Below are 12,714 nucleotides of genomic sequence, written 5' to 3'. Positions count from 1 at the left end.
ATTTTACCAAATCAGGAAGATTTCGTCAACTGCCCCAACATCCGGTTTATGCCCAGTTTACGCCATAAACTCTTCTAATATCCGCCGGATCACAACATCCCTGTCTGCCTCCTCCGCCGGGCGTTCCCTTCTTGGCTTCTTCTCCTTCGCCATAGCCGGGCGCTGTACGGCGCTTCTGGTCTGACCGGCATAATCTCCCGAATCCGATACGGCCGCTGCCAGCGCCTCCCTGACAGGTTCTCTGACCTTCTCTGGTTTGGGAAGCTCGACGATATTCTCTTCCGGCGCTGACTCTGCGACGCGAAAAGCGCTGGCGACCTCGCCTGCCTCCAACTCTGCGGAATGATATATCTCGGCAGTCTTACCCGTACCCGACTTCACCGCCCGGTATGTATCCTGCTCTTCCTCCCGTTCCGCCTCCTCTGCCTTCAGCTCCGCTGCAAGAAATGCACTCACGGCGCTCTGGCCCTTTATTGGTTCACGCTTCCTCGTAGCATAGACCTCTTCGTCCGGTTCCCGGGTCTTTGCCGCAAAAAGCGGCTCAGCTTCTTCCTGCGTCCGGTTCTCATATATCTTGCCGGCAGTCTCCTGACTCTTCCCCCCATACGCCTTGCCCGCATATTCCGGGATATTCTCCTGGTCATCCGCCGGCATACTGGTAAAATCTGCCGCCGTTCCTTCCTGTGCCAGAATCTTGATCTCCTTCTGATTCGTCTTCTCATACTTATGGCGGCATACATTCTCCAGATAGTCCACCATATAATTTCTTACGGCTTCCATCTGATACTTCTCGTCCGTCGTCAGGTGGATCAGAAATACGATCGCGGCAAGTCCGCCTCCGACCGCTCCGGTCTTCCACACCGTGCTACTCATTCCATTTACGCTGTATTCAATCCACGCCCCCGCTGCGCCCGCCAGCAGACACAGGCCCGCTGCTGTTTTCTCCATCCGTCTCCAACTGTGAAGCCTCACCCCAAGCACCTTATATTCATACAGATACTTGTCCACAAATACGCTCACATTCTCCACCTTGTCGCTGATCATACTGACATGCTCGAATTTGGCACGTACCAGGCGCATCAGCGGGTGGGTGCTCTTATTCATATTTCCCGCTGCCCGAATCAGCCGTTTCAATGCGACATTCGCAATACACTTACTCATAATCCCTACGGCTGTCAGGATTCCCATAAACACGAATATGATGTGCCTGTCCAACATTGTCTCTAACATAAAAAACCCTCCTTTTGATTAGAATTATAACCGAAATTCAAAAGGAGAGCACAAAAACCGTTCTACAGATTCCGCATCCTTCCATGGGATAATCTGTCATTTCCGAAAATATCATGGAAGGTCTTTCTTCTATATTGCAGGCAGCAATTCCTTCACAAGCCTTACACTGTGGGCAATTGCCTGCCGTTCAAAGGCGGGGTAATCCATGGTCGCACTATTGTCAGCTTTGTCCGAAATGGCACGTATTATGACATACGAAACTTTATTCAAGTACGCTGCCTGGGCAATCCCCGCACCTTCCATCTCAACGCATAGCGGATGGAAATTCTTTACAATATTCTCCTTAACCTCTTTGGACGCGATAAACTGATCGCCGCTTGCGACCCGCCCTATAAATGTATGGATATCAGGGTTCGCCTTCTCGTTGGCCTCCACCGCCTTCTTCACCAGATCCTCGTCCGCCGCAAAGGACAGAACTTCCATCCTTGGAACCTGGCCGATCGGATAGCCAAACTGAGTCGCATCCATATCGTGATGCAGTGCATCCGCAGAGATCACCATATCCCCGATATCGATCCTCGCATCCAGCGAACCGGCAATCCCTGTATTGATCAGCACGTCCGCCTGAAATCTATCCACAAGAATCTGCGCACATATCCCCGCGTTCACCTTGCCGATCCCGCTTCTCACTACGACTGCCTCTTTGCCGCACAGAATTCCTCTGCAGAAGACCATAGACGCCTGCTCCACCGTCTCTTGAACCTCCATAACCTCCTTCAATGCTGCAACCTCTTCTTCCATTGCTCCGATAATTCCTATCATTGTCTTCATTTCCTCCTTTCGTACCCTTACCAGATTAGCACATTCTGTAAGTATAACGCAATATGGAATATCTGAATAGATATACCTTATCGGACGAAGTCCGCCCGCCCTGTCAAGGGCATGTATTACGGTATGCCCTTGGGTATACCTTATCGGACGAAGTCCGCCCGCCCTGTCAAGGGCATGTATTACGGGATACCCAAATGGGTATAGATTTTAAAAGACATTTTTGTTATAATCTCTGTGGATAAAATATTTATAAGGAGGCTTATTGATATGGATTTTAGACCATCTGGTGTCTGTTCACGGCTAATCAGGGTAGATGTGGACGGAGATATTATTAAGAACGTAGAATTTGTCGGAGGATGCAACGGCAATACTCAGGGAATCGCAAGCCTTGTCGTTGACATGAACGTGCATGACGCTATCTCCCGCATGGAAGGAATAACCTGCGGAAATAAACCAACATCCTGCCCGGACCAGCTTGCCAAGGCTCTCAGACAGGCAATCGGAGAATGATATCTCCCTCACAGAATACGTCTGCAAAAAGCCTTCGGCTCGTCTTACGGGCTTTTTGCAGCCAAGTGAGCCTATGGCTTCTCCGGCAACAAGCCGACCCAGCTCTTGACCGTTTCGGCGGCATAGCCTAAGCCTTGTGCGATTTTCTCTACTTCTATTCCCAAATTATAAAAGTTTCTGGCGGCTTCCTGGGCTTTTTTCAGTTCGCCTTTCCGCTCGCCTTTCCGCTCACCCCTTAATTCTCCCCTTAACTCTCCTCTTAATTCTCCTCTTAATTCTGCTTCCATTTTCATTTCTTGGATTGCCTGACACATATCGATTTTCCCCTCTCTTTCTTCATACTTCAATTGGGTATTCGTCATTACTTCGATTACATCTACCGCTCTTCTCTCCACTTCTTTGAACCGCTCCTCATTTTCTCTCAGGATACGATCCAACTCTTCTTTATTCTTCGAATACTTGATAAATAGCAATACCTCCCGGAGACTGGACTGCAATTTCCCAATCTCTTCGTCCGGCATCTGTGCCGGCGCGATCACATGCAGCTTATAATCATTCAAACACGCCTTCACCTTCGGGTCGTCCACTTCCATCATTTCTAACAAGCTCCGCGGTCCCGTCCACTTGTCCGCACCAAAATATATGGTCACCGTTACCGACGGGATTAATCTGTCTTCATTCCAGAACCCACTTAAGAACTCGTGGGAATCCGGTGTTTTCTTCCCTTCTTCTGTACTTTCTTGCCCTATATTCTCTTCACCTGATTCTTGTTTCTGCGCTCTCTCCTTCTGCATCGCTTTGCGATGGGATTTTGCTGCTTCACTCACCTGTCCGGCATATTCCAATGCATCGTAGAGATTATTCCGGACTGCCATCGCATTGTGGATTCTCGCTTGCGCTTCCGCTCCGCAGATCACATATTCCAGTTTCCCATCTGTCATTACCGCACACAACTTCTGCGCATCCCGGAATTTCTGTACCGGCACTGCCGCTCCATCCGCTCCGTAGGGAAGCGCGATCTCTGTGGGATCCCGTTCTTCTAACTGTTCCGGTATGATCACCTGTCGTCCGCCATATATATAATAGTTAAATACGTCTGAGAATATCTCTCTGTCCGATATATAATCTTTTGTAATTGTATCTGCCTTCAATTGACTCTCACCGCCTTTCTATCCTTCCGCGTGAAAACTCTCTAATTTCTTTCCGGTCTTAGGCCCACCCAGCCTTTGACCGTTTCGACGGCATAACCCAAGCCCTGCGCGATTTTCTCTACTTCTATTCCCAAATTATAAAAGTTTCTGGCGGCTTCTTGGGCTTTTTTCAGTTCACCTTTCTGTTCGCCTCTTAACTCACCCCTTAATTCTCCCCTTAACTCCCCTTTTCTTTCTGCTTCCATTTTCATTTCTTGGATTGCCTGACACATGTCGATTTTCCCCTCTCTTTCTTCACACTTCAATTGGGTATTCGTCATTACTTCGATTACATCTACCGCTCTTCTCTCCACTTCTTTGAACCGCTCCTCATTTTCTCTCAGGATTCGATCCAACTCTTCTTTATTCTTCGAATACTTGATAAATAGCAGTACCTCCCGGAGACTGGACTGCAATTTCCCGATCTCTTCGTCCGACATCTGCGCCGGCGCGATTACATGCAGCTTATAATCGTTCAAACATGCCTTCACCTTCGGGTCGTCCACTTCCATCATTTCTAACAGGCTCCGCGGTCCCGTCCACTCGTCCGCACCAAAATATATGGTCACTGTTACCGACGGGATTAATCTGTCTCCATTCCAGAACCCACTTAAGAACTCGTGGGAATCCGGTGTTTTCTTCCCTTCTTCTGTACTTTCTTGCCCTGTATTCTCTTCACCTGATTCCTGTTTCTGCTCTCTCTCCTTCTGCCTCGCTTTGCGATGGGATTTTGCTGCTTCACTCACCTGTCCGGCATATTCCAATGCATCGTAGAGATTATTCCGGACTGCCATCGCATTGTGGATTCTCGCTTGCGCTTCCGCTCCGCAGATCACATATTCCATTTTCCCATCTGTCATTACCGCACACAACTTCTGCGCATCCCGGAATTTCTGTACCGGCACCGCCGCTCCATCCGCTCCGTATGGAATCGCGATCTCTGTGGGATCCCGTTCTTCTAACTGTTCCGGTATGATCACCTGTCGTCCGCCATATATATAATAGTTAAATACGTCTGAGAATATCTCCCTGTCCGATATATAATCTTTGGTAATTGTGTCTGCCTTCAATTGACTCTCACCGCCTTTCTAACCTTCCACATGAAAACTCTCTAATTTCTTTCCGGTCTTAGGCCTACCCAGCCTTTGACCGTTTCGACGGCATAGCCTAAGCCCTGCGCGATTTTCTCTACTTCTATTCCCAAATTATAAAAGTTTCTGGCGGCTTCTTGGGCTTTTTTCAGTTCACCTTTCTGTTCGCCTCTTAACTCTCCTTCTCTTTCTGCATCTATTCTCATTTCTCGGATTGCTTGACACATGTCTACTTTCCCCTCTCTTTCTTCATATTTCAGCTGGGTATTCGTAATTACTTCAATTACATCTACCGCCCTTCTCTCCACTTCTTTGAACCGCTCCTTATTTTCTCTCAGGATTCGATCCAACTCTTCTTTATTCTTCGAATACTTGATAAATAGCAGTACCTCCCGGAGACTGGACTGCAATTTCCCGATTTCTTCGTCCGGCATCTGTGCCGGCGCGATTACATGCAGCTTATAATCATTCAAACACGCCTTCACCTTCGGGTCGTCCACTTCCATCATTTCTAACAAGCTCCGCGGTCCCGTCCACTCGTCCGCACCAAAATATATGGTCACCGTTACCGACGGGATTAATCTGTCTTCATTCCAGAACCCACTTAAGAACTCGTGGGAATCCGGTGTTTTCTTCCCTTCTTCTGTACTTTCTTGCCCTGTATTCTCTTCACCTGATTCTTGTTTCTGCGCTCTCTCCTTCTGCATCGCTTTGCGATGGGATTTTGCTGCTTCACTCACCTGTCCGGCATATTCCAATGCATCGTAGAGATTATTCCGGACTGCCATCGCATTGTGGATTCTCGCTTGCGCTTCCGCTCCGCAGATCACATATTCCAGTTTCCCATCTGTCATTACCGCACATAACTTCTGCGCGTCCCGGAATTTCTGTACCGGCACCGCCGCTCCATCCGCTCCGTATGGAATCGCGATCTCTGTGGGATCCCGTTCTTCTAACTGTTCCGGTGTGATCACCTGTCGTCCGCCATATATATAATAGTTAAATACGTCTGAGAATATCTCTCTGTCCGATATATAATCTTTTGTAATTGTATCTGCCTTCAATTGACTCTCACCGCCTTTCTATCCTTCCGCGTGAAAACTCTCTAATTTCTTTCCGGTCTTAGGCCCACCCAGCCTTTGACCGTTTCGACGGCATAACCCAAGCCCTGCGCGATTTTCTCTACTTCTATTCCCAAATTATAAAAGTTTCTGGCGGCTTCTTGGGCTTTTTTCAGTTCGCCTTTCCGCTCACCCCTTAATTCTCCCCTTAACTCTCCTTCTCTTTCTGCATCTATTCTCATCTCTCGGATTGCTTGACACATGTCTACTTTCCCCTCTCTTTCTTCATATTTCAGCTGGGTATTCGTAATTACTTCAATTACATCTACCGCCCTTCTCTCCACTTCTTTGAACCGCTCCTTATTTTCTCTCAGGATTCGATCCAACTCTTCTTTATTCTTCGAATACTTGATAAATAGCAGTACCTCCCGGAGACTGGACTGCAATTTCCCGATTTCTTCGTCCGGCATCTGTGCCGGCGCGATCACATGCAGCTTATAATCATTCAAACACGCCTTCACCTTCGGGTCGTCCACTTCCATCATTTCTAACAGGCTCCGCGGTCCCGTCCACTCGTCCGCACCAAAATATATGGTCACCGTTACCGACGGGATTAATCTGTCTTCATTCCAGAACCCACTTAAGAACTCGTGGGAATCCGGTGTTTTCTTCCCTTCTTCTGTACTTTCTTGCCCTGTATTCTCTTCACCTGATCCAGTTTCCCATCTGTCATTACCGCACACAACTTCTGCGCATCCCGGAACTTCTGTACCGGCACTGCCGCTCCATCCGCTCCGTAGGGAAGCGCGATTTCTGTAGGATCCCGTTCCTCCAACTGTTCCGGTGCGATCACCTGCTGTCCGCCATATATATAATAGTTAAATACGTCTGAGAATATCTCTCTGTCCGATATATAATCTTTTGTAATTGTATCTGCCTTCAATTGACTCTCACCGCCACTTTCATTATACTAGAATCGACACCTAACTTCAACCAATCTTGAGAAACAGAATTCCGCGAATATCCATATAAAAAGCGGAAAGGGACACAGAGCATTGCTCCATATCCCTTTTGTCTTACTGTACGTTCCTGTATCCGGGAAGACTGTGTGAAGTACCGCATACGACGACTTTGACCCGTTTCGTGGGCCTACGGTTTCTCAAATGTAAGGTCGAAATCAAATTAATAGTTTCCTATTTTGCACCGGATGCGGTACTTCCCACAATCTTCCCGAACGGTTTTTTGTTTTTTTCCGCTAAGTCTTTTGTTTTTTCGGACTCCCGTCCTCAGATTGCATTTTTTTCAATATTCAGTTTTTAATGTACTACATTGGTTTTCTTATTTTTAACACTTTGGATGGATGGTTTGTGCTACTCAATATAAACACCGTCAGTAAAAGAACTACTCAAATCACTATTAGCAGAATGAACACTTCTTACCCTATAGTAATATCCTCCTTCTACTTCTAATGTTCTATTCGACCCCACTCGATCTGTATTTGTATTTTCCTTATGCCAACCAGTATACATTGACCAAGCAGTATCTCCCTTCAGAGCCCTTTCAACAATGACTGATACTTGAACGTTTGCTACTGTATGCGCCGCAATTGTTGTCCCTCCAGCATAAATCTTGCCTGGTCCCAAGCGGACACATTTTGAATAGCCTGTTAACAAATCTTCGCCCCTGGTAATTTTCATATCATACCCTATAGACTCTTCATCATGTGTTAAGTATGAACCATCCAATATAGGATCTTGCTGTGCTGCCAGTGCATTATCTGCTGATATTAGTAGCATGCAAATCATCAACATCATCACACAACACATAGATCCAATTCTTTTAATCATAATTCACCTCCTCTTATACTAATCTTTACCCTCATTAATATAAACACATAACTCCGCAAAAACTTACGTATTTTATGGGAGAAAATGTAAATTATCAATAATTAAAAGGAATTCATCTTCATCCATTGTAGCAATTAAATAATATTCCAGTCCTAAATACTTAAAATTAGCTGAATATCGCTTTACCAAAGTTTCTGGCGTTTGATATTCTTTTATATTTATTTTGCATTCATCTTTTTCAACCTCATACTGATTAACTTTTTCATCTTCAACATCTATTCCCCACGACGATCCTGCAAAAGATGCATTTATAAAATATTTTACATTTTCTCCTTTGTAATCATAGCTTAATTCTGCCAATTGAAATTTTTTGTCAATCTCTGCATTTTTAAATCGCATTCCAACTGGTCCCACTATTATCCTCACTGGATCAACCCCAAACTCATCTTTTAGTTCCTGATATGCTTTCTCTTCATCCTCACCCACAATTATCAAATTATCATCACTAGAATTTATCTTCTCTACTTCTCTGCCACCAACCATCTGAGTGACTATTTGTATTATCCTCTCCGGTCCTCCCAAACTATTCACCCCAACAGCCATTGCCAACACCAACGCTGCCGCAAGCCCGATATACATCCGAAACCGCTTTTTCTTCCGCCTCATCTTGCTCCTGGCCTCTTCTCTCGCTTCTTCCTCCATAACCCTGCGCCCAATCTCAAGAGCTTTCTTATCCGCTTCTGACATATTCGCATACAAGTCTTCTTGCCTCATGGCTTCTATCTTCTCGCTAATCCCCGCAAATAGAGCTGCTTCCATCCCTTCTGGTACACTAAGACTATCGTCTTTCAGGATGGATACCTCTTCCTCTCTTGCGGCTCTGTCAAACTCTTCTCTTATTGCTTGTTCCAGTCGATCCATATTTTCCTTCATTCTCATTCCTCATAATCAGTCATGTGGTTACCTTAATAACCGGCTGCCATATAGTGTAGCACATGGCGCCGTGTGAGTTATTGTTCACCCCTGGACCGTGCACCACGCTGCACGGTCACAGACCAGTACATTATCGGGGCAGGAATCCGGCCTCTTGCCGTAAGGCAACTTGAAATAGCCCTGATTCGCTGCTGCCAACACCATAGGTGTGAACTGTAACCCGTATGAACTGTAACCTGAAATCTTCTTCTTTCTCTTGACCAAATCACCTGTAAACGTATAATATAATTATAACATATATGTCAAAATATATATTCTCATACATTATCAAGATTTGGAGGTCATTATGAAACGCATTATCCTAACTGGCGGCGGCACCGCTGGCCATGTAACACCGAATCTGGCTCTGCTTCCACGCCTCAAAGAATTACAATACGATATCCATTATATCGGCTCTTACCACGGCATTGAGAAGGAATTGATCGAACAATTTGGTATTCCCTACCATGGTATCTCTTCCGGAAAGCTGCGCCGCTATTTCAGTGTGCAAAACTTCACTGACCCTTTCCGGGTAATCAAAGGACTTGGAGAAGCCAAGAGACTTGTCAAGCTCCTGAATCCTGATGTGATCTTCTCCAAAGGCGGATTCGTCTCTGTCCCTGTCGTTCTTGCAGGCAAGAGCCGCCACGTGCCGACGATCATTCATGAATCAGATATGACCCCCGGTCTTGCAAACAAACTATCCATCCCTTCTGCAACCAAAGTATGCTGTAATTTCCCAGAGACTCTAAAACATCTGCCTGAAGGGAAGGCTGTATTAACAGGTTCGCCGATCCGGCAGGAATTGTTGTCCGGCGACAAATACAAAGCAAAAGAATTCCTGCATTTTACGTCCGACAAACCTGTAATCATGATCGTCGGCGGAAGTCTGGGTTCTGTAGCTGTCAACGAAGCTGTCCGCGGCATCCTTCCCGAGCTTCTGCGGTCTTTTCAGGTCGTCCATCTCTGCGGCAAAGGGAAGGTAGATCAATCTCTCAAGGACCTGGAAGGCTATGCGCAGTTTGAATATGTCAAAGAAGAACTGAAAGACCTGTTCGCACTGACAGAGCTTGTAATCTCCAGAGCCGGAGCCAATGCTATCTGCGAATTACTCGCACTCCACAAGCCAAATCTTCTGATTCCGCTATCTGCCAATGCAAGCCGCGGCGATCAGATCCTCAATGCCCGTTCTTTTGAACGGCAGGGCTACAGCGTCGTACTCGAAGAAGAAGAACTTACCAATCAGGTACTTCTGGATTCCATCATACATTTGTATGAAAACCGCAGCTCCTACATAGATGCTATGAAGAATTCTCCGCAGCAGAACTCCATTGACACGATCATAGATCTGATCGAAGCTGCCGCAAGATAACCTAATACCCCTCCGGGGCGGGCGGACTTCCTCCGGCAAGGTATACCCAAGGGCATACCGTAATGCATGCCCCTCCGGGGCGGGCGGACTTCCTCCGGCAAGGTATTGAAAACAGGTGTCGGGATAATCGGCACCTGTTTCATGCTTTATCTAAATGCGCATACTCTTCCGCATAATTTTCGCGCATCCATCTTCTTGCACGATACAATACAGCTTGCAGAACCTCCAGAGTCACACCCATCTTTTCTGCGACTTCTTTCTGTGGTTTTTCCAAAACATATGTAATCGTAACGGCATCATACCATCTTGGACTCTTCGCATACAATGCTTCAAATATTTTCTCTTTCAACTTCATGTACTGCCGCTCCTTCATCTTTCTCAAGAATATATCCTCCGGATTCTCTGCGATCTCAGCAGAGTCCGCTTCCTCTCCGCCAATGAAATCATCTACCAGATATTCCCGTTCCAAGTCTCTATTCCGATTCAACGCCATATATTTGGTTGTCAGAATCAGCCATCCTCTGGCCGCTTCCAGGTTAATATTTTCTCTGTTCACATACAGTTTCAGAAAAACAGTCTGTGAGATTTCTTCTGCTTCATGGTGATTCCCAGAGTACTTTACAGCCGTTTTGTATACGATTTCCGCATTTGTTTTATAAATTTTATCAAAATCTGTATTCCCTCTTAGTTTCATCTCCATTTGCCTATCTTTTGTTTCCGTATCCATTCTACCATCTCATCTTAGCCAGTAATTCCTCTTTATCTTCGTCTGCTAACTCACCCATCTTCCATCCAAGTCCAACGCTATCGTCCTTATATCTCGGAATCATATGCAGGTGAAAATGAAACACTGTCTGTCCTGCAGCCTCTCCGTTATTCTGCACAATATTATAGCCGTCACAGCCAAGGATTTCCGTAAGTTTCGTGATCATCTTCTTTGCCAGAACCAGCACCTTCGCCGCCAGCTCATCATCCAGCTCATAAAGATTCGCATAATGTTCCTTGGGGATAATCAGCGCATGCCCCTTCGCCGCCGGTCTGGCATCCAGGATCACCCTGAAATCTTCATCCTCATACAATGTAGCCGTAGGAATCTCCCCATTAGCAAGTTTACAAAATATACAATTTTCATTTTTCATCTCTCTCTTCCTCCCTGAAAAAAATAATTGATTATTTTTACCGCCAATGCTAAACTGATACATCAGAAAGGGCGGTAATTATTATGTTCTCAACGACAGACTATGACAAACTACGACTTATTATGGAAGAAAGTCCTGAGAAAAAAGAACTTCTCACAAGACTTCTGGAATCTCATCGGATGGAAGTCAGTACCATCAGCCATGAAATCCGTAATCCACTGACACTTGTATATAGTACGCTCCAATTGATCGAAGCGCAGCATCCGGAAGTCCGCTCTATCCGTCACTGGGACTCCATGCGCCAAGATATCGAATATATGAACCAATTACTGGCAGAACTCTCTTCTTACAATAACGGGGAGAAGCTGACTCTTACAAGTTCTGACACAACCGTATTCCTCAGAACACTCGTATTATCCTTCGCTTCTTCTCTTATGGATACCAAGATTGAATTTACCTCCAGGATCGCACCGAACCTTCCGGCGCTCCTTATAGATTCCGTCAAGATCCGACAGACACTTCTGAATCTCCTGCGCAATGCACAGGATGCGGTCTCTTCCCGTACGGATTCACAGAATGCAGTCTCTTCCCCCAGAGACTCCTATCATCCGTCAATCCGTCTGGACGCAGAATATATGAACCATGCTGTCACTATCTCGATCACCGATAACGGTGTTGGAATCGATGCCGGAGAACTGACAACCATCTTCGATCCCTTTGTCACTCACAAAAAAGGCGGAACCGGTCTTGGACTTGCCATTGCCAAACGGATCGTCTCGGCTCACGGCGGCTCCATCTATGCCGAATCAACGCCCGGCGAAGGCTCTTCCTTTATGATCATTCTTCCGGTACAGCAGGACGCTTAACACAAATCCTGTCATCAGCCCTCCGATATGCGCCATATTGTCCACGCCGCCGCTGGTTATTCCATAATAGAGGCTGATGACGATCATAAATACGATCCCCTTACCGGAAATATCCCTGATTCGTCCTCTGTTACGCATGACTACATATAACAATGCACCGATGATCCCAAAAATCGCGCCGGATGCACCGGCTGATACAGCGTACTCTCCTGTCCAGACATCATAAACTGCAGACAGGAGATTGCCTCCCAGACCGCTCAAGATATAGATCAGCAGAAAACGGAACTTACCGATCTCTATCTCCAGGTTCCATCCGATCACAGCCAAAGTGATCATATTATTCATCAGATGCTCAAAACCAAAGTGAAGAAACATACTGGTTAAAAAACGGTAATATTCTCCTTCCTCCTGAATCATCGGGACAAACATTGCACCATGATCTAACAGGAACCTTCCATCCTCTGTCATCCCCTGGCTGGTAAGTAAAAAGAACACGATCACATTGGTCGCTGCCAGTATAACGGTACAGGGTGCCTCTACTCTTCTATTATTCATGTGTGATACAGTCGCTTTCTGGTATATTTTTTTGTTTCTTTTGTCAGTAT

General features: G+C 46.1%; 16 protein-coding genes. 3 read left to right on the top strand and 13 right to left on the bottom strand.

The annotated features are described in order from the left end of the window. Positions 1–57: 57 nt before the first annotated feature. Both VSQ62_RS01260 and VSQ62_RS01255 read right to left on the bottom strand, forming a co-directional pair. Positions 58–1,230, bottom strand: a complete 1,173-nt coding sequence (locus VSQ62_RS01260; protein ID WP_334632745.1) for a hypothetical protein — start codon at positions 1,228–1,230, stop codon at positions 58–60. A gap of 129 nt (positions 1,231–1,359) precedes the next feature. Continuing rightward, a complete protein-coding gene (locus VSQ62_RS01255) occupies positions 1,360–2,052 on the bottom strand; it encodes a 5'-methylthioadenosine/adenosylhomocysteine nucleosidase (RefSeq protein WP_334632744.1) in 693 nt (230 codons plus the stop codon). A gap of 276 nt (positions 2,053–2,328) precedes the next feature. Here VSQ62_RS01255 and VSQ62_RS01250 point away from each other — a divergent pair, with 276 nt between their 5' ends. After that, positions 2,329–2,571, top strand: coding sequence for a TIGR03905 family TSCPD domain-containing protein (locus VSQ62_RS01250; RefSeq protein WP_334632743.1), 243 nt, complete (start codon positions 2,329–2,331; stop codon positions 2,569–2,571). A 71-nt stretch (positions 2,572–2,642) separates the two neighbouring features. Here VSQ62_RS01250 and VSQ62_RS01245 read toward each other — a convergent pair whose 3' ends face one another. From VSQ62_RS01245 to VSQ62_RS01210, 8 genes are all read right to left on the bottom strand, one after another. Then, entirely contained in the window at positions 2,643–3,722 is a 1,080-nt protein-coding gene (locus VSQ62_RS01245; RefSeq protein WP_334632742.1) for an Rpn family recombination-promoting nuclease/putative transposase, read from the bottom strand. A 41-nt stretch (positions 3,723–3,763) separates the two neighbouring features. Beyond that, positions 3,764–4,831 (bottom strand): hypothetical protein, encoded by a 1,068-nt coding sequence (locus VSQ62_RS01240; RefSeq protein WP_334632741.1) that lies wholly within the window; start codon positions 4,829–4,831, stop codon positions 3,764–3,766. Positions 4,832–4,872: 41 nt separating this feature from the next. Then, complete coding sequence (locus VSQ62_RS01235; protein WP_334632740.1) at positions 4,873–5,916, bottom strand: Rpn family recombination-promoting nuclease/putative transposase; 1,044 nt, start codon at positions 5,914–5,916, stop codon at positions 4,873–4,875. Between the two features lie 41 nt (positions 5,917–5,957). Next, positions 5,958–6,656, bottom strand: a complete 699-nt coding sequence (locus tag VSQ62_RS01230) for an Rpn family recombination-promoting nuclease/putative transposase (protein ID WP_334632739.1) — start codon at positions 6,654–6,656, stop codon at positions 5,958–5,960. Then, positions 6,554–6,856, bottom strand: coding sequence for a hypothetical protein (locus tag VSQ62_RS01225; RefSeq protein WP_334632738.1), 303 nt, complete (start codon positions 6,854–6,856; stop codon positions 6,554–6,556). The genes VSQ62_RS01230 and VSQ62_RS01225 overlap by 103 nt, the downstream gene beginning before the upstream one ends. 427 nt (positions 6,857–7,283) lie before the next feature. Further along, positions 7,284–7,760 (bottom strand): hypothetical protein, encoded by a 477-nt coding sequence (locus VSQ62_RS01220; RefSeq protein WP_334632737.1) that lies wholly within the window; start codon positions 7,758–7,760, stop codon positions 7,284–7,286. Positions 7,761–7,832: 72 nt separating this feature from the next. Further along, positions 7,833–8,693, bottom strand: a complete 861-nt coding sequence (locus VSQ62_RS01215) for a DUF4367 domain-containing protein (protein ID WP_334632736.1) — start codon at positions 8,691–8,693, stop codon at positions 7,833–7,835. Between the two features lie 84 nt (positions 8,694–8,777). Next, positions 8,778–8,957, bottom strand: coding sequence for a hypothetical protein (locus VSQ62_RS01210; RefSeq protein ID WP_334632735.1), 180 nt, complete (start codon positions 8,955–8,957; stop codon positions 8,778–8,780). A gap of 82 nt (positions 8,958–9,039) precedes the next feature. Here VSQ62_RS01210 and murG point away from each other — a divergent pair, with 82 nt between their 5' ends. After that, the gene (gene murG, locus VSQ62_RS01205; RefSeq protein WP_334632734.1) at positions 9,040–10,104 is read left to right on the top strand and encodes an undecaprenyldiphospho-muramoylpentapeptide beta-N-acetylglucosaminyltransferase; all 1,065 of its coding nucleotides are present in this window, start codon (positions 9,040–9,042) and stop codon (positions 10,102–10,104) included. A gap of 139 nt (positions 10,105–10,243) precedes the next feature. Here murG and VSQ62_RS01200 read toward each other — a convergent pair whose 3' ends face one another. Together VSQ62_RS01200 and VSQ62_RS01195 are read right to left on the bottom strand one after the other, a co-directional pair. After that, the gene (locus VSQ62_RS01200; RefSeq protein ID WP_334632733.1) at positions 10,244–10,831 is read right to left on the bottom strand and encodes an RNA polymerase sigma factor; all 588 of its coding nucleotides are present in this window, start codon (positions 10,829–10,831) and stop codon (positions 10,244–10,246) included. 1 nt (position 10,832) lies between these two features. Further along, complete coding sequence (locus tag VSQ62_RS01195) at positions 10,833–11,243, bottom strand: HIT family protein (RefSeq protein WP_334632732.1); 411 nt, start codon at positions 11,241–11,243, stop codon at positions 10,833–10,835. 83 nt (positions 11,244–11,326) lie between these two features. Between VSQ62_RS01195 and VSQ62_RS01190 the strand changes: the two genes are divergently transcribed. Next, complete coding sequence (locus tag VSQ62_RS01190) at positions 11,327–12,109, top strand: sensor histidine kinase (protein ID WP_334632731.1); 783 nt, start codon at positions 11,327–11,329, stop codon at positions 12,107–12,109. On the opposite strand, the gene VSQ62_RS01185 is transcribed toward VSQ62_RS01190, so the two are convergent. Then, positions 12,050–12,664 carry a rhomboid family intramembrane serine protease gene (locus VSQ62_RS01185; protein WP_334632730.1) on the bottom strand — a complete coding sequence of 205 codons (615 nt, stop codon included), beginning with the start codon at positions 12,662–12,664 and terminating at the stop codon, positions 12,050–12,052. The two genes, VSQ62_RS01190 and VSQ62_RS01185, sit on opposite strands and share 60 nt — an antisense overlap. Positions 12,665–12,714 lie beyond the last annotated feature (50 nt).

This window comes from Sporofaciens sp. JLR.KK001 (assembly GCF_036941055.1).
GTDB lineage: Bacteria > Bacillota > Clostridia > Lachnospirales > Lachnospiraceae > Sporofaciens.
The sequence above is the reverse complement of the archived record's forward strand: the minus strand, read 5'-3'. Positions and strand labels throughout refer to the sequence as shown.

Excerpts from the sequence above, each read along its gene's own strand:
- VSQ62_RS01260 (WP_334632745.1), bottom strand. The coding sequence starts at position 1,230 with ATGTTAGAGACAATGTTGGACAGGCACATCATATTCGTGTTTATGGGA.
- VSQ62_RS01215 (WP_334632736.1), bottom strand. The coding sequence starts at position 8,693 with ATGAAGGAAAATATGGATCGACTGGAACAAGCAATAAGAGAAGAGTTT.
- VSQ62_RS01190 (WP_334632731.1), top strand. The coding sequence starts at position 11,327 with ATGTTCTCAACGACAGACTATGACAAACTACGACTTATTATGGAAGAA.
- VSQ62_RS01195 (WP_334632732.1), bottom strand. The coding sequence starts at position 11,243 with ATGAAAAATGAAAATTGTATATTTTGTAAACTTGCTAATGGGGAGATT.
- murG (WP_334632734.1), top strand. The coding sequence starts at position 9,040 with ATGAAACGCATTATCCTAACTGGCGGCGGCACCGCTGGCCATGTAACA.
- VSQ62_RS01255 (WP_334632744.1), bottom strand. The coding sequence starts at position 2,052 with ATGATAGGAATTATCGGAGCAATGGAAGAAGAGGTTGCAGCATTGAAG.
- VSQ62_RS01185 (WP_334632730.1), bottom strand. The coding sequence starts at position 12,664 with ATGAATAATAGAAGAGTAGAGGCACCCTGTACCGTTATACTGGCAGCG.
- VSQ62_RS01220 (WP_334632737.1), bottom strand. The coding sequence starts at position 7,760 with ATGATTAAAAGAATTGGATCTATGTGTTGTGTGATGATGTTGATGATT.
- VSQ62_RS01200 (WP_334632733.1), bottom strand. The coding sequence starts at position 10,831 with ATGGATACGGAAACAAAAGATAGGCAAATGGAGATGAAACTAAGAGGG.
- VSQ62_RS01250 (WP_334632743.1), top strand. The coding sequence starts at position 2,329 with ATGGATTTTAGACCATCTGGTGTCTGTTCACGGCTAATCAGGGTAGAT.